Origin of the sequence: Enterococcus mundtii (genome assembly GCF_002947535.1) — a bacterium.
Lineage (GTDB): Bacteria > Bacillota > Bacilli > Lactobacillales > Enterococcaceae > Enterococcus_B > Enterococcus_B mundtii_B.
In genome coordinates this window covers 68,648-84,740 of record NZ_PUAP01000010.1, presented here as the reverse complement: position 1 = coordinate 84,740, position 16,093 = coordinate 68,648, and the positions used below count along the sequence as shown (strand labels likewise).

Sequence of the window (16,093 nt, the reverse complement as noted above, 5' to 3'; positions counted from 1 at the left end):
ATTTTAAAAGTCAAAGTAAAACTTTTCAAATATACAGAAGTATAACTATGTGAAACATCCTTTCATTAATCCATAAAAGGTTACATAAAAAAACCACTCATTTGAGTGGCAATGGAGAAAAGCTTCAGCTTGTATAATACTCTTCAAAAAATTCTAACACAGAACGATTCAAATGGCTACATTAAGGTACCCTTTAGGACTCGAACCTACGACCGGACGGTTATGAGCCGTTTGCTCTGACCAACTGAGCTAAGGGTACGGAAAGCCACCACAACTCCTGCAAACAAAAAGAATGGACCTGAGAAAAGATAAATTATTTTTTTCATTCTTTACGTTGCGGTGGCATCTTTATTATTACATATTTAATAGCAAAAAACTAGATTGTACTTATTCTTTGTAGAATATATTATTTTATGCTATTATTTCTAAGTCATAAAAAGAAAAAGCTTCAGATACTTATCTTTTGGGGAAAGACTCTAGGGTTAGGAGGTATCTGAAGCTTTTTTCTATGTTTATTATCTCACATAGTTATTTTTTAGTCTATTATTTGCTTAATTTTTTATATTATAATAATTTTATTTGCTCCTTAATTAGTAACGAACTACTCTAAATTGCTAGCAATAATTACGGTATCTAGCTTAAAATAAAAAAACACCTCAAATGAGGTGTTTAAAGTTCAACATTATTTTACAATATTTACTGCTTGAGGGCCACGTTGACCTTCTTCAATATCATAAGTAACTGCTTGGCCTTCATCTAAAGACTTGAAGCCTTCTCCCTGGATCGCTGAGAAATGTGCAAATACGTCATTTCCATCTTCTCCAGTGATAAATCCAAAACCTTTGTCTGAGTTAAACCATTTTACTGTACCGTTATTCATATATATTTCCTCCTGATACGTATATAATACGTGTTTTGTTGCAATTAATATTACTTTGTAAAAGGAGTTTTTATATTGTGAATATATCGCTCAGATTACGTTTCAAATTAGATTACTTGTTTAGTATAACACGAATGTAATGGTAACACAAGGCTAACATGATTTAATATAAAGAACTATATTTAAGCATTTAGAAGAGTTAATTGCAGAACGAACATACAAATACAATACTGATTAAAATTAAATAAAAAAACCACCTTTTGGAGGTGGCCCACAAGGGACGGCGTACTTACATTACGCTTAATAATTATTATCGTACTCCTTGTGTCGGCAGTGCGAAATTAATTCGCCTGTAAGTTAATCATAAAGTAACTATCTGCTAAATGCAATAGTTATGCTTAAAAAAATTTAGCTTATTTTTTAAGGCAACCTCATACAAGAATGTTCCGGTATATTTCTCATTTCTCTGTTATCAATCTTGAACGATGCCCATAATCTGTTTGCCAATATATCACTAGCTTGTATCAAATAATTATGTTTAGAATCGCAATAAGACACATTTATTTCTAACTTACCTTTCCAAATAGGTTCATAAAATACACCATAATTAAAATTATGAACACCATTTTTTAGTTCTTCATATACTGATTCCTCAAAATTATAATAGCCATTACTTGCAGTGGCTTGCTCATCCACACAGATACATAGCTTTAAATCGTCCTCTGGATTCAATAATCCTCTATTTATCAGCAACTTAATTTTTTCTTTGACCAGTCTTTTTAATACATAATCTTTATATCTGTGTATTGATTTTTTATGATCTAAAATATTTGGCTGTACCCTTTTGATATCAACTGTTAATCCCATACTATGTTCGTTTTTTAAAACCCTGTATAATTCGTATTTTTCACTTTTATCTAAATAACAAGCTTTTAATTTTTCTCTGTTACCTCGTTTGGTTTGAATTCGTTGAACCACTTTTTTATATTTTCTTTTTGCAATTTCTTTATTATCCTTGCCAATGAATGCGTATCCAGCGTAGACAAAAAATCTATTAGGTGCATTCCTATGCAAGACGCCTGAATCATCAAAAAATAAATGTAATTCTTCCAACAGCCGCTTCTCCGATCATTTGTTATAAATATATGTTAATTTTACATCTTAGCCGTCTTTATAACAATAACTAAAATTGCAGATGTAGCCTAATTATATGTACTGCCCCTCAACGAGGGGCTATTTTTAATATGATAGTACTTGACCTGGATAAATCAAGTTAGGATTTGATAATCCATTGCGCTGTGCCAACGCTTGATACGTTGCGCCTAACTTAGATGCGATTGATGATAAATTATCGCCTGATCGAACAGTGTATGTTCTAGTAACATTTGCTATTCCGCTCACTTTTAGAACTTGTCCAGCATAGATCATATTCGGATTGCTTAGTCCATTTAACGAAGCAAGTGCTTGATACGTTGTTCCGTATTTTGCAGCAATCGAAGATAGTGTTTCTCCATATTGGACGATATGGGTTTGGATAGCAGCTGATGGTTTGTCTGGAACAGTTGTAGAATCTGGCAAGATTTCTACATTTGATTTTTCAATCCAAGATAAAATATTTGCAAGTAAAACTTTGTTGCCATTTATCTGTTGAACCTTGTAGCTTTCTCCTTTTACCCATTGTGGGATTGCTTCTCCAGTTGCCCAGTTTTTCGCTGAAAAATTCACTTTCACAGTGTCGCCCACTTTAATTTCTGATTTTGGCGTATCATTAGCTTCTTCCCCTGCATCCGTTGCTGGAGTATCTGTTGCTGGTTTATCTGAACCTGTATAACCATTGTCTGTAATGCCAGTTAAATCGATATTACCATCTAATCCACCAGCAATATAAGTTGAGGTAAATTGATAGATACCGATACCGTCCAGCGATGGAAAAATATTCCAGTTAGGAGTTGGCGTTACATTATAATCAGGATAAGCAGAGATCCATAGCGAATCTGGAAACTCTTTGATTACTTGCTGATAATAAGCATTAGCTAATAAAAACGGCTTTCCTGAATAAAGCATTGGAGTATAGCCTGCTGCTTTAATTCGCCGCATACCATAAAGAATGGCATCCGTATTAGCTTGCTTATTAGAAGATGCCCCACCCTCGAAATCAATCGCTACAATTGAACCTTTAGGCGTTTGAATCTTTGGCAAGAAATAATCCATCGTTTGTTTAGCAATCGCTTGAGACCCCCACACATCCCACCAAATGTAGGTATGCGCTCGTTTACCTTGAGCAATTGCAGAAGCAACTTGCGTGGAGTAGGTCCATTGGTCATATAAACCAGCTCCGTTATAACCACCAATTTGTGCAATAGCAAATTTATCATGAGCGTACCCAAATCTTCCGTTCTCCCCTTGATAAATCGACCAATCCACACCCTGATCATTTTTTGCAGCAAATCCATTAATTGGCAATAAAAAAAGAGCCATTAAAAGGCTCAATGACAATACTATTTTCTTCTTCATTTTTTTCCTCCTATTTTTTTAAGTTATAAGCCGACACACCAGTGATAACACCTAAAAACGTCGCTACTGCATTGATAGTCAGAACTGTCATATCTGTTCCATTCCATCCATATGCTTTGCCTAGTGTTGCAACTAACACAGATGCAGCTGGCAATACTGTTAAAACTGTCCATTTAATAACTTGATAATACTTATCGGGTAAAATCATTTCTTCTTAACTCCTTTCTTTTTTACCGAGATCTTTCTCTAAATAAAGTTTTAATTTGTTGTGTGTGTTCCACCAATTTTTCTGTATGTGCATCTAATCTTTCATCGTGTTTCTTTAGTTCTTCATGAATCATCAATCGATCTGATTTGCTCGATTCTAAATCTTTAGTCAGCAAATCTAAATTGTGACTTACTTTTGAAAGAGTTTCAGTAATCTTCGAGAAAGATGCAGTGACTGGTCTTATTACTAATAAAATCAAAGAAACAATCGCAGTGATTGATCCTGCGATTGTTCCCCATTCTCCTAAATTAATCATGTGACAACTCCTTGAATCAAAATAAAAAGCACATCAATTAAGATGCGCTCTCTTCTTTGCTAATGATTTTATCTGCTTCTTCGTCTGTAATGCATAGTGGAACGAATAGTCGAACTTGATCGTCAGTAAAACAGCCCCAATCATACATCATTTTCACATCGCTAAAACTAAACATACTACTCACCTCCCTTTGAAGCTGGATTTAGTTGCTCTTTAATTTCTGAAATGTCTTTGCTATTTTGGAACGAAGCAAGCATCGTTTTTGAATTGATTTGTGCTAAACTATCCGCTTTTTCTTTCAATGCAGTATTTTCCTGTTTAATTGCTACATCGTTTAGCATGAGCTCGGCATTTAGCTGTTTTAGGTTGTCGTTTTCATTTTCTAACGACTCATACATCGCTTTGAGATTGTTTAAATCGTTGTGATCTAGTGCGTTCGCTAAAACAATCCATTGGTTCAGTTTAGGATCAAACATCTGATCAGCAATCGTTAGCGGTTCGCCATCAGCACGAATCCCTTCAAGCGGTGGCTGATCCGTGTAGGGAACGGACACAAGCATGTCGTCCAATACTTTTCCTGCGTACTCTCCACCAGTACGTCCGTATTTCCAAATGTTTTTCATTCGTTTCACTCCTTTAATCTAAGATTCTATTTCCATAATGTGCAGCGTGTTTATTTGAGAAAAATCTAACTTCTTACCATCCTGAGTTTCAAAAGTGATATTGAAGTACTCTCCTTTTTTCAACGCGAAAATTCTACTAAAGTGAAGCCCTTGCTTCCATTGCAATGCAGTTCCATTTATACCAACACCACCTGCGAAACCAATAGAACTAGTTTGAGCATCGTCTTTATAAAAAGTAATATAACCATACTGGCCAGCTGTTGATCCGCCAAACTGATATCTAACTAGCCCTTCTACCAACAATGTACAGTCTCGATTAGCTGTTGCTTGCCAATTTCCAGAATTCCAAGTCAACGGATTCTCTTTCATGGATCGATTCAATTTTGCTCCAATGGTGGTTGCTACTGGTCCAATAATTAACCGAGCTTTATTAGAAATACCAGTTTGTTCAGTTCCTGTTGAATGCCACGCTTCATAAGGCAACGGCTTTTCTTCTACCAGTACATTTTTCCCATTAACTAGAGGGGTTTCTAAAAAGTTCTTAGTTCCATCTACAGATTGTGGTTCGGTTAAGCTCACAGAATCATTCAAGCCTTTTTCAGTATATTCAGGCGTGATGTCCCAGCTGTAGTCGTTCGGATTGTTACTGTCTTTCAAGCCTTCGCCGAAGTATTTAAACTGACTAATATTGGGAGTTCGGGTGGCGCCTTTTTCTAGTTTTATCCAATCTATGGTAACTGCACCAACACTAGTGTTGGGAAGTTGATATAGGCTTAATACATCAGTTATGCCAGCATCAATGTGGACTTGTGTTACTTTAAATGTGAGTTCCCATACGTCAGTTAAACCTTCTACAGGTTTCATATTACCAACACCCATTGCACCACCTAACAAGAAAACACCGAATTGTTGTGTAGCTGGTTTAGTTGCCTTCATGGTAATTGTATATGTTTGATTCAATTGATACTTTTCAGTATTTTTACCTAGATATATACTATATGAACTAGTTTTAATAGGAAATATTTTTATAGGGTCAGCAATATTCTCACCCAAAGGAGCTTTACCCAACCAGTAAGGGTCATTTAGTAAGTTGGGCTGGTACGGTGTTGCTTTTGAACCTTCTTCAATTTTAATATCGTACCCTACATAATATTTACCTACAGCATCTGATGGAAAATACCATTGTAAAAATGGTGCAAAATCACCATCAGTTAAATCAGATGGTATAGTAAATGTTTTACTTACACGCACAAAATTATTATTACTATTAGTTGGGTATAACACAACTGGGTTGATTGTCTCTGGTTTAGGTTGACTTCTATATACTGAATAGTACAGTGGGCATTTACCTATAATCATTCCATCACTAATCATGATATTGGCACTAATTGTATATGTTTTTCCTTTTTGCAAACGCGTAATAAGTGGTATAAATACATGCCTATCAACACCAGATGCAGATGGATCACTCATATCAACTTCAAAATAAGTTCCATGGTCTTTGACGTATGCTGGCGGCGGTTGGATACTGGAATTTGTTCTACTTAGCTGAGAATAATCTATTACTGGCAACAAATTTGGATTCCCCGAATAATCATAGTCCCCGAAGTCGATGCTGTTGGAGTACATCTTCTTCAGCTTGCCGAGATCGCCGATTTGCTGATTGGTTTGATCAATACGATCATTTGCTTTATCAATATTAGTATTGAGAGTTGCGACATCTTGATTGGCTTTCGTGATTTTGTTGTTTGTTTCTTTCAGTTTCCCGTCAATCTGCGTTTCGGATTCCGCAATTTTCTGTTCAATCTCTAGCTTTCCATCAGCTAGAATTTTCTCGATTTTGTCAATGGTCTGACTGAAACCATTGAAATAATAATCTTCTAGTTCTGGCGTACTATCATCGATTGGACTGCGTTTGATGTCAAAAGTAAAACGACCAGCTGTATCTAACGAGCGGTCGTTTGGAAAATCAATATATACGCTACCTTCTACTTTTCCAACATATCCTAAAATATTATCTTCTAATACGATAGACACAATCCCATTCACAGGATCTTCTACCGTAGCTAGATAGTCATGTTTACCATAACCACCTTCTGCTGTTGCAGAACGGAACATCAATCGAATTGGAACGGTTGTTCCTTCTGGCAGACTTTGAGGGATGCCGTTTTTCCGAACTAACTTCATTCGAAGCTTAGCTGTTCCTCGATCATGCGACCAAAAAACAACATTCGTCCTGTTTGGACTAGTGGCTTCTGCTTGAATCACAATGATCGATTCATTTGTTTTATAAACCATTAACTTAACACCTGCCCATTATTGATAATCAAACCTCTGCCGATAATTTTATTTTCAGTTGTCGCAAATCCTGCAGCTGGCTTGGCATATCTAGCAGTTGCTGCATCAACATACACCCCAATGTTATTTCCTGAACCTTTCAAGTCGCCCACGTTAAACTCTGATAACAAACGAACTTGCACAGCTATGTCTTGATTAATGAATGTTGTTGAACCATACATATTCATCTTAGAAGTCCCACCTACGTATACAGCGTTATATGCCAAGGATTTAGTATTCTCCGCAAATTTACATTGACTAATAGCCATATAGCCACTCTGTTCATTGACAATTCCATACTGTCTTCCTTGAAAGAGAGGAGAATTTGCAGCATCAACGATCTGCATTCCGACGATTTGACAATAGCCAGTACATGTTGCGAACATAATACTTCTAACTTTTACTGGACAATCAGACACTTGAGGGTCTAACGTGCTAGTATCATTTAGAGGACGTATGACAAACGTTCTAAATGTTAAACCATTGACAAATACATCTTCCAAATACACCCCATCGCTAATCCAGATGGTGACAGATGATGTAGTAATGAGCGGAACTGAATTAACTGCAGTTTGAATCGTGAGAAATGGTTTCTCTTGAGATCCATCTCCAGTCTGGTCGTTTCCATCCTTTGAAACATAGATACTGATAGGTTCGTTATACCCTCCAATGATTTGTTGGACTGCTTTGTTTAATTGCTCTACTTGTGCTTTTTGACTAGCGGCATTTGTAATTAATTCACTAATTTGTTCGTCCGACAGGTTTTCATGTTCTAATAATCTTCCGTGTAATGTATCAAAGATTTCTCCCTTATTATTTACACGTGCATCCACTACTTCGTTTGGCGAATCCCCGCCCGAGTTGATTACGAGATTATCAATACGACTGTTCGTTGATTTGTCTTGATCAGACAATTTCTTTTCAAGATTGTTCAGATAATCAACGTTTTTATTGAATGTTTCTTTCCATTTTAAAGCGATATTATTTGATATTAGTTTAACAAGCCCCATCTACATCAGTCCTTTCTTAGTAAGATTTGCCAGTATTGAAGTGATTGTTTTCTTGGTATTTGATAATACAATCTCTGGCGCTTTATTAGGGATAGCTGGATAATCAGTAATTCCCACAACTTGAATGTAGGTACTTATATTCAAAGGTTCATAAACAAAAAGGACCTTATCCCCTTTGTTAAGAGATACGGCCCATTTTAGTGTTACGGATCCTGAAACATCTGGATAGTCGTGTAACTGCTGTTTTAGATATTCAATTATATTATTTTGGATAGTGTAACGTTCGTCTTCTATTGGGTCTTGTATCCTGATTCCCCATTTCTGTGATTCGGGACTGGTATAAGTAACTGGATTAAAATAATATGAGTCGTCTTCTTTTTTCTTACCAAATCCTTTAATTTGTGTTTTCAAAGCATAAGTATCAATATCAAACGAAACTTCATCTGTATTATATTTATATCGGATTTGTTGCTCAGTTATATTTCCATAATCTGAAATGGGGTAAAATACTAAATGCTTATTATTTGGTATCACAACTGCACCGTAATCTTCCAAAATTTCATTAATAAGATTTAAATAATTATCATTTCCAAAATTCTCCTGCTCCTTTTTTAAAAATACATTATTGGGATCTACAACTTCCCAACTAAATCCTCGGTTTCCAGCTTTAAAAATATGAGTCAGAAGATCATTGATTGATTTTGTTCCAGATATGGTGTCATATTGCCATCTATCTTGAATAGTGTAATAGACATGAGTTGCTACTACATCTTTATAGATTTGGCTACCAGAAGCATATGGTCTCATCTGCTTGATTGAATACTGCTGACCATCAAAAACAACATAGTTTTCATAGTCAATTAAATCAAAGGTTATTTGATTCCTTTTTGTTTCTGGTACAGTCACAGATAACTCCCACGTTTCATTTTGTTGCCACGAGACAGAAAAAGAATCCTTATCGTAGTTAATAAGGATTTCCTCTTTCGTTTCTTCATAATTACGTATTAATATGTTTTTCAAAGTATCACCTACTTATACAAGAAACGGAAATCCCAAGAAGATTTCACTCTAGTAATATTTTGAATTTCGATTTCATTGACCCCTTCAGCTAAAGTGATTAGTCCATGGTTTGTATCAATACCACAACTTACACCATTCAATTTTGGGTATACACCATCCAAAACTAACGTCTGCCCTAAATTAGTTGAGAGAGAAGGATAATAAATGAAACGATCGCCTGTGGTCTTATTGAAAATAGTCACATTTCCTTCTGATTCTCCTTCGAGGGTAATACGTAAATCTGACTCTCTCGGATCAATTTCAAAACTGCCAGCATTAAAAATCTTAAAGAAACTAGTATTGTGTGTATAACTAAAGTCTTCAGAAACTAGGCCTTGAGAAAACTGCCAATCCTCATCCAAACTGAAATCAGATAAAGTCGTTGCCATCGATTCAGAATATCCTTTATAGGCAGAAAATGATACAACGCAATTTCCTTTAAAATATGCCTTTTTGGTTACAGTCATACTCTCAACGATCACTGGGTATCTTTTACCAGGTTCTTTCGTATAGATAAAGTAGTATTCAGCTTCTTTATTAAATAGTTCTCTCAATTCTGTTTCAGTCAAAATAAGGTCATTCAGATTATCAGCAAAATAATCAAATTCAAAAGTAATAGGAAAAGAATCAAATGAGTGTGTCAGCAGCTTTTTTCCTACTGAACCTGCATAAGAAGAAAATTCATTTTTCGGTACAGGCATCCCAATTTTTATATCAATGATTTTTATTCGGTAATTTGCTAGTAAGTCAAATTTACCTGTACTAAATTGGAGAAATACTGATGTTTTATCATCCATTGAAATTCTTTCCTCTCATATATAGTTTTCTTGCTAATGATGAACCAGTATATTCATCTACACTTTTGCTGACTTTCTTACCGTCTAGAATACTTTCGACACGCACTGGTCTTTCATTTAACGCTTGAACGATTGTTTCAATATCTTTTTTACTCATCGTTTTGTGCTCATTTCCGCCACTTGGATGTTGATTTGAATAAACTGCTTGATTTGTTTGTACGGCTGGTTTGTATCTCTCTCTTGCAACAATCGCTTTTTGAATCAGCATATCTGCACTTGGTTTTGCAGGATTGATGTTGATTTCATATGGATAAGCAGGGTCTTCACCAAACATAGCTAACTCTGGTCCAAATACTTCTCCCCCATTTGAGTAACCATGACCATGACCAATGACTGCGAGCATATCAGGACCATATCTTTTCAGTGCATATCTAATACCAGCAAGCATGCTATCAAAACCATTAAAAATATTTCCGTGGCCAGGAAACGCATTTGTTAAAAATGTTCCTTTCTTAGCTTGTATTAGTCCCATTGCTGGACCAGAGCCATCACCATCTGGGTCTATTCCAGGCTGAACAGCACGCTCATTGCCTCCTGATTCAGTTTCGATTTGCCTTAACCAAGCATTGACATACGAAGCAGTGGTTGGTAATCCATTCATTCGCAAGGCTTCTTTTAATTGGCTAGTCCACCTTGCAACGCCAGAACCTGTAGGCGAACCTTTTCCGCCACCTTCGCCTGCTTTATAAATATCACCAGAGCCAAGCTTACCTGTAATATGCAAATGGTCGTAGTGATCGTTATCTGGCCATGTCTCCCAATTTCCTGTAGCAGGTTGCCCTGATTGACCTGTCCTATCTCGAACTTTACCTTGAGTAATAACATAGCCAACCTTATCAGCAAAATGTTCAAACACCCAGTTCGCAGGATCGAAATACTTACTTGAACCATTCATTCCAGCAGGATAAGCAATATCAATCGCTTGGTGTTTTCCGTGGTAATAAGGGTCTCCTGGTCGATAACCCGAAGTGATACCACTCATGCCAAATTTACTTACTGTTTGATTTGCAATATCTACTAAATATTTATAGACATTGTCAGCCATCGCCCCGTCAAAACTTCCACCAATAGAACCAAAACTTGCTATTTTATCTTTGATCCAATCCATAACGCCATTTGTTACTTTCTTGACACCGCCTGTAGCAATATCAAATACTGGATGAGTAGCATCAAAATTCACATGTTCTGAAATAGCTTTTTTGACAAACTCCACTGGATGTTGAACTGCATCTAAAATATCAGAACCAATGTCTTTTATTCCGTTCCATGCAGACTTGAAGAAATCACCTAGATTACTTACGTTACCTTTTGCGTACATTGGAATACCAAAAGCTTCAGCAAACGATTTTGTTTGGCTATGATTCAATACTTGGGTACCAGCTTCCGCATGCATCAAAACATTTTTCCCTTTTGGAATTTCCATTCTTCCATCAGGATGTCGAACCAATTCCTCTCCTTCGCCATCGTTAACAAGCATCAATCCACCTTGGTGAATACCACCTGTAGCAAATTTAGGAACATCCCATTTATCAACTCGAACAGAATCTGGTGCATTAACTTTTTCCAGTACCCAGTTGATACCTTTAATTACGCCATTGACTCCCGTACCTAAAATATCAACCATGTATTGCGCTGCAGCTTTAATACCATCGCCGATTGCTTCTTTTCCATCTTTAAAAGCATCACCAATTCGACCAGGAACTTTTTTAACATAATCAACGATTTCATCGAATTTTTCTTTGGTTTTGTCCTTTAAATCATTCCAATATTTTGTCACACCAGAATAAATCTCTCCTACTTTTTCAACTACTTTTTTGTAGGCGTCCTCTATTGGTTCCACTGTGTAGCGCTTAATTGTATTCCATGCGCTTTTAGTTGTTGATTTGATACGGTCAAAAATTTCAGCTATTTTTTTTTTTAATTTGCTGATGGTTTTAGAGACATTTTCTTTAGCATCGTCAACCGGTTTTTCCATCGAGGATTTTATTTCTCTCCATTTGTGCTTTGTAATATTGACTAAATCAACAAAGAAATCGACTACTTTATCTACTAAGTTACTAATTGTTTTAACGACTTTTTTTCGAACTGAATCCACAGGCTCAATAACATATTCAGTAAATAATTCCATTGATTTTTTTACTGATTTTGATAAAGAATTAAAGATTTTTTTTATTGTTGAAGAGATTTTATCGACAACCTTCCCAACTGCTTTCCCTGCTTTTTCAAGTTTATCTTCTATCCATTCAGCAACTTCATCGAAACCTTTTTTTATTTTTCTACCTAATAACCGTATTGGCCCATAGATAAGCCAAAAAATTACCTCTGTAGCTTTCCCAAGTTTCTTACCCGCTTTTTCAAGAGCTTTTTCTATTTTGCCCATCCATTTTGAAAAAGTTTTAGCTATTTTATCAATCAAATCTGTAATTGCATCGTATGGTGGATCAAGAACTTTCTTTTTAAAAGCTTTCAATCCATCTTTAATAGTATCAAGTAGATCATCTACCCACTTTTTAAACTTCTTATTGTGTTTGTACAATAGAGCAACTACACCAGCAATTGGATTTAGAATGAATGTTAATACTTCTTTCCAATCCTCTTTAAAAAAATCAATAACGGAGTTAAAAACTTTCTTGATGCTTTTTTTGATACTAGTCACTTTATCCGTAACTGAATCCTTAAATTCAACAAATCCTTCTGTAACATTTTTAAAAAATGATTTGATTTTCTTTAATGATACCTCTACAAAGTTTTTTACTGCATCGACAATCCCATCTATAAACTCACGAAATGGCTTGCTTGTCTTATATGCTTTATAAAACGCAAATCCAATTCCTGCAATTGCTGCAGGTATAAGAAAAATTGGACTAGAAAGTAATGCTTTTCCGCCGAACATATCAAGCAGTTTCCCAAAAGCCGAGACCACACCAACGATTTTTTTAGCAATAAATAAAGTAGCTAATGCTTTACCTAGAAGTGCTATTCCCTTTTCATGTTTCGACAAAGCACTTAAGACATCATCAAATCGTTGTAAGGGGTCTTTCGTTTTGCCAGTTTCTTTTGAAAGTAAACTAAAATTACCAGTGAGTTTTTTTATAATATCAAGAACCGCATCCCATGCAGCACCGAAAAATATTTTAGAAATCTTTTTCAAATTATCAAAGATACTCGATAATTTATCCTGATTATCGTTTAAATAATCTATGCCTTTCAAAATAGAATCAAATAGTTTAGTAATATTGTCTGATATGAAGCTGATAATATCTGTAAGCTTATCTTTGCCGATGCCATCAACGATCTCATTCATTTTAGTAACGATATTCGCTTGGAGGTTACCCATTGCGCCCTCGAAAGTCTTAGTAGACTTTGCAGCTTCTTCAGCTACATCAGTCATACCTAAGTCAACAATCGCTTTACTAAATTCTTCAGCTGATATTTGACCTTCTTCCATCGCATCACGAAAGTTTCCAGTGAAAGCACCGTTGTTTTTCATCGCTTCTTGCATTTTACCTGATGCACCGGGAATGGCATCAGCCAATTGATTCCAGTTTTCTGTAGTTAGTTTCCCTGCACCAGCCGTTTGGGTAAGCATCATTGCTACTGATTTAAATGTTTCAGAATTACCACCTGCTACAGCGTTTAAGTTCCCTGCTGCTTCTGTTAACTCTTGATAATTCCCAATACCATTTGCTGCTAGTTGTGCTGTAGTATTCGAGATATCGGACAATTCATATACTGTGTCATCTGCATATTTTTTTACAAATTTAGCAGCTTCTTTTGTTTCTTTTTCTGTAAAGCCAGCAAACTGCATCGTAGATTTGAATTTATCCATTGCGTCAGATGATTGAGCAGTTTCACCGATTAAATCTGAAAAACTACCTGTTAAAATCTGCAGTGCTTGTGAAGAAGCACCAGCAATCGCACCAATAGATAGTTTATCTTTCAAGCTGATAAACTTAGATTTGGTTTTTTCAGCAGTATCACCGAGGTCTTTTGTTTCTGTTTTTGCTTGTGAAGCATCTGCGTTAAGTATTGTTTCTTTCCTGTTAGGTATCTTGCTTATACCCTCTTTTGTAGCTTTTATTTTCAGTGATGCTCCGTCATTATCCGCCTTCAGTTCAGTTATTTTGCTTTTCGGTATGCCTTTTAAAAAAGCCTTTGTCTCTTTGACATCTTTTTCAGCATCCGAATTATCAGCCTTGATTGTGAACTTAACTGGTTTATCAAAAGTTTGATCGACATCTTTTTTTGTTGATTTGGCAATTGTTGTAACTTTTGCTGTCTCGGCTTTAAATGAATCATCAATTTTTGATCCTGTATTCATTCCCAATTTTGTTAATACGTCATCAACAAAACTAACGTCTGTTTTAAATTTAGGTAAATTCGACAGCATCACATCAATATTTATTGTTGCATCTGCGCTCAAATACTCACCTCCTTATGATTTGGCTTGTGCTGCTAACATGGAAAACATATCGCCTAGTTGATCATCAAGACTGTTAACTGTTTTTTCAGAATCAAGAGCATAATAATTTTTCAGTTCTAATAAGCTATTTAGTTCTTCTCCTTCTAAACCAGCTATGCTTCTTGACCGAATCGCTAGTATCCGCTGAAATTGAGTGTCTTCGCTTAAACCAGACATCAACGCTTTGAAAGTTAGATAATGCATTGAACCTTGCTCATTTAACAAGTCGATTTTGTAATCTGCCATAAACGAAGAATAAATAGCTCCAGCGTCTTGAGAATACGAATAATTCATATTTGAATCCTGACCAGTCGGTTCTCCTTCACTTCCAATGCTTCCATATGGATTCGATTGAATATAGTCAACTATGTCGTTAATAGCTTGTTGCATTTCTTCAAAAGTGAATGTATCTTCTGCTTTTTTTGAATCGATATAAAACAATTTGAACCCAAGAATTATTTTTTCTATAGACTCCAAATTTTTATCGTCAATTAGTTCATAGAATCGAATAACAGTGTCAAAAGACAAATCAATTTGATACTCATTACCTGAAATAATCACTGTTGTTTCTGGTTTTCTCGTTAGATCAAACATCTAATCACTTCTTACGATTATTTTTGTAATGTTTTTTTGCTGTTTTACTACGTTCAGAAACAACTTCCCCCAACTCTTTTTCAAGCAATCCAATAATTGTGAAAAGGGCTTTTGTACTTTTGTTGTAAAAATTATAAACGCGATTACCTTCACCACTCCCAAGAATCACATCTAGAGTAGTTACAGCTTTATCTTTTAATTCATCCATTTCAGATTGAGTAAATTCTTTGAATTCTTTAGCTCCATTATCATCTTCATCCATTTTTTCAAGTTTTGAAGTCATATTTTTTAATTGATCTGGAATATCAATAGTCGTTAAATCGGTTAAAGTTTTGTCAATTTCATCTGAAATTTGAACTTCATATACTTTCCCTGCGATTTTCATAGATTTTGTTAGCGATAATTTAGCATCTAAGTCGATAATATTGTTAATAGCCGTGTTTTCCTCCTGAAATATAAGAGCAGATAAACCAATCGTTCATCTGCTCTAAAATAGTTTTATAGTGCGGTGACAGTTAATGCGCATTCTGCACTCTTATTACCATCTACTGTGTTAACTGTAATTTCCGTAGTTCCTGCTTTAACAGCAACTACTTTGCCTTTTGCATCAACTGTGGCAATTGTAGAATCAACAGCTGACCATGTAACGTTTTTATTTGTAGCATTTGCCGGTAAAACGGTAGCTGTTAAGGTTTCTGTTGCCCCAACAACAAGCGATAACGTTGTTTTATTAAGCTTTACGCTTGTGGGGCTAATTACTCCCCCGCTGCTACCGTTTTTGGCTTGCCGTTGAATGCCATTGTGAAGCTGAACGTTTGTTTAGCATTAGCTGCACCACCAAATGGCACGATAGATGTCAATGTAACAACAGCTTGAACCTTATTCCCTTTGGCATCAGTCCATTGTGCTAACGTGCGTAATTCATCTCCGATTGACAAGAATTTAGACGCTACATAATCTTGAGCTGGATCTCCAAATACACGGTGTCCCGCAACTTGGAACGTGATATTTTTACCAGTTACAGTGGAATCAGTGAATCCTTCTCCATCGTAGTAAGGGGATGCATCTGTAGTGTCCGCTGCAGCCGGAGTAATAGTTGTGATCCCTGCTGCTAATGGTGCGAATTTAGCCGATGCGATTTGATCTAAATCTGTACTTCCTGAAGTATCGATTTCCAATTTGTTTTTAAAGTTTAGTAAAAATTCTTTACTATTTTCTGCCATTTAAATTTCC

16 protein-coding genes and 1 tRNA gene are annotated in these 16,093 nt (G+C 35.8%); all 17 read right to left on the bottom strand.

Going from position 1 to position 16,093, the window contains the following annotated elements:
- Positions 1–185: 185 nt before the first annotated feature.
- Positions 186–259: transfer RNA gene (locus CUS89_RS03355), tRNA-Ile, on the bottom strand.
- 423 nt (positions 260–682) lie between these two features.
- A complete protein-coding gene (locus CUS89_RS03350) occupies positions 683–880 on the bottom strand; it encodes a cold-shock protein (protein ID WP_002293041.1) in 198 nt (65 codons plus the stop codon).
- A gap of 420 nt (positions 881–1,300) precedes the next feature.
- Positions 1,301–1,993: a DUF3800 domain-containing protein gene (locus tag CUS89_RS03345; RefSeq protein ID WP_104871038.1), complete on the bottom strand. Its 693-nt coding sequence runs from the start codon at positions 1,991–1,993 to the stop codon at positions 1,301–1,303.
- A gap of 126 nt (positions 1,994–2,119) precedes the next feature.
- Positions 2,120–3,394: a LysM peptidoglycan-binding domain-containing protein gene (locus CUS89_RS03340; protein WP_104871037.1), complete on the bottom strand. Its 1,275-nt coding sequence runs from the start codon at positions 3,392–3,394 to the stop codon at positions 2,120–2,122.
- Between the two features lie 10 nt (positions 3,395–3,404).
- The gene (locus tag CUS89_RS03335; RefSeq protein ID WP_002302122.1) at positions 3,405–3,602 is read right to left on the bottom strand and encodes a phage holin; all 198 of its coding nucleotides are present in this window, start codon (positions 3,600–3,602) and stop codon (positions 3,405–3,407) included.
- A 22-nt stretch (positions 3,603–3,624) separates the two neighbouring features.
- On the bottom strand, positions 3,625–3,918 hold the full coding sequence (locus tag CUS89_RS03330; protein ID WP_104871036.1) for a hypothetical protein: 294 nt from the start codon (positions 3,916–3,918) through the stop codon (positions 3,625–3,627).
- A gap of 37 nt (positions 3,919–3,955) precedes the next feature.
- A complete protein-coding gene (locus CUS89_RS03325; protein WP_002290625.1) occupies positions 3,956–4,093 on the bottom strand; it encodes an XkdX family protein in 138 nt (45 codons plus the stop codon).
- 1 nt (position 4,094) lies between these two features.
- Positions 4,095–4,541: a hypothetical protein gene (locus tag CUS89_RS03320; RefSeq protein ID WP_104871035.1), complete on the bottom strand. Its 447-nt coding sequence runs from the start codon at positions 4,539–4,541 to the stop codon at positions 4,095–4,097.
- Between the two features lie 18 nt (positions 4,542–4,559).
- A complete protein-coding gene (locus CUS89_RS03315; RefSeq protein ID WP_104871034.1) occupies positions 4,560–6,839 on the bottom strand; it encodes a BppU family phage baseplate upper protein in 2,280 nt (759 codons plus the stop codon).
- The gene (locus tag CUS89_RS03310; protein WP_104871033.1) at positions 6,839–7,888 is read right to left on the bottom strand and encodes a hypothetical protein; all 1,050 of its coding nucleotides are present in this window, start codon (positions 7,886–7,888) and stop codon (positions 6,839–6,841) included. The genes CUS89_RS03315 and CUS89_RS03310 overlap by 1 nt, the downstream gene beginning before the upstream one ends.
- Positions 7,889–8,908: a phage tail protein gene (locus CUS89_RS03305; RefSeq protein ID WP_104871032.1), complete on the bottom strand. Its 1,020-nt coding sequence runs from the start codon at positions 8,906–8,908 to the stop codon at positions 7,889–7,891.
- 8 nt (positions 8,909–8,916) lie between these two features.
- Positions 8,917–9,744: a phage tail domain-containing protein gene (locus CUS89_RS03300; RefSeq protein ID WP_104760079.1), complete on the bottom strand. Its 828-nt coding sequence runs from the start codon at positions 9,742–9,744 to the stop codon at positions 8,917–8,919.
- Positions 9,737–14,227: a tape measure protein gene (locus CUS89_RS03295; protein ID WP_104871031.1), complete on the bottom strand. Its 4,491-nt coding sequence runs from the start codon at positions 14,225–14,227 to the stop codon at positions 9,737–9,739. Before CUS89_RS03295 ends, CUS89_RS03300 begins: the two co-directional genes overlap by 8 nt.
- Positions 14,228–14,239: 12 nt before the next feature.
- On the bottom strand, positions 14,240–14,860 hold the full coding sequence (locus tag CUS89_RS03290; RefSeq protein ID WP_016627832.1) for a Gp15 family bacteriophage protein: 621 nt from the start codon (positions 14,858–14,860) through the stop codon (positions 14,240–14,242).
- A 4-nt stretch (positions 14,861–14,864) separates the two neighbouring features.
- The gene (locus tag CUS89_RS03285) at positions 14,865–15,245 is read right to left on the bottom strand and encodes a hypothetical protein (protein ID WP_104871030.1); all 381 of its coding nucleotides are present in this window, start codon (positions 15,243–15,245) and stop codon (positions 14,865–14,867) included.
- 113 nt (positions 15,246–15,358) lie between these two features.
- Positions 15,359–15,616, bottom strand: a complete 258-nt coding sequence (locus tag CUS89_RS03280; protein ID WP_172966955.1) for an Ig-like domain-containing protein — start codon at positions 15,614–15,616, stop codon at positions 15,359–15,361.
- Positions 15,616–16,083, bottom strand: a complete 468-nt coding sequence (locus CUS89_RS03275) for a phage tail tube protein (RefSeq protein WP_104871029.1) — start codon at positions 16,081–16,083, stop codon at positions 15,616–15,618. Before CUS89_RS03275 ends, CUS89_RS03280 begins: the two co-directional genes overlap by 1 nt.
- Positions 16,084–16,093: the final 10 nt, after the last annotated feature.

Excerpts from the sequence above, each read along its gene's own strand:
- CUS89_RS03350 (WP_002293041.1), bottom strand. The coding sequence starts at position 880 with ATGAATAACGGTACAGTAAAATGGTTTAACTCAGACAAAGGTTTTGGA.
- CUS89_RS03340 (WP_104871037.1), bottom strand. The coding sequence starts at position 3,394 with ATGAAGAAGAAAATAGTATTGTCATTGAGCCTTTTAATGGCTCTTTTT.
- CUS89_RS03335 (WP_002302122.1), bottom strand. The coding sequence starts at position 3,602 with ATGATTTTACCCGATAAGTATTATCAAGTTATTAAATGGACAGTTTTA.
- CUS89_RS03330 (WP_104871036.1), bottom strand. The coding sequence starts at position 3,918 with ATGATTAATTTAGGAGAATGGGGAACAATCGCAGGATCAATCACTGCG.
- CUS89_RS03325 (WP_002290625.1), bottom strand. The coding sequence starts at position 4,093 with ATGTTTAGTTTTAGCGATGTGAAAATGATGTATGATTGGGGCTGTTTT.
- CUS89_RS03320 (WP_104871035.1), bottom strand. The coding sequence starts at position 4,541 with ATGAAAAACATTTGGAAATACGGACGTACTGGTGGAGAGTACGCAGGA.
- CUS89_RS03315 (WP_104871034.1), bottom strand. The coding sequence starts at position 6,839 with ATGGTTTATAAAACAAATGAATCGATCATTGTGATTCAAGCAGAAGCC.
- CUS89_RS03310 (WP_104871033.1), bottom strand. The coding sequence starts at position 7,888 with ATGGGGCTTGTTAAACTAATATCAAATAATATCGCTTTAAAATGGAAA.
- CUS89_RS03300 (WP_104760079.1), bottom strand. The coding sequence starts at position 9,744 with ATGGATGATAAAACATCAGTATTTCTCCAATTTAGTACAGGTAAATTT.
- CUS89_RS03290 (WP_016627832.1), bottom strand. The coding sequence starts at position 14,860 with ATGTTTGATCTAACGAGAAAACCAGAAACAACAGTGATTATTTCAGGT.
- CUS89_RS03285 (WP_104871030.1), bottom strand. The coding sequence starts at position 15,245 with ATGAAAATCGCAGGGAAAGTATATGAAGTTCAAATTTCAGATGAAATT.
- CUS89_RS03275 (WP_104871029.1), bottom strand. The coding sequence starts at position 16,083 with ATGGCAGAAAATAGTAAAGAATTTTTACTAAACTTTAAAAACAAATTG.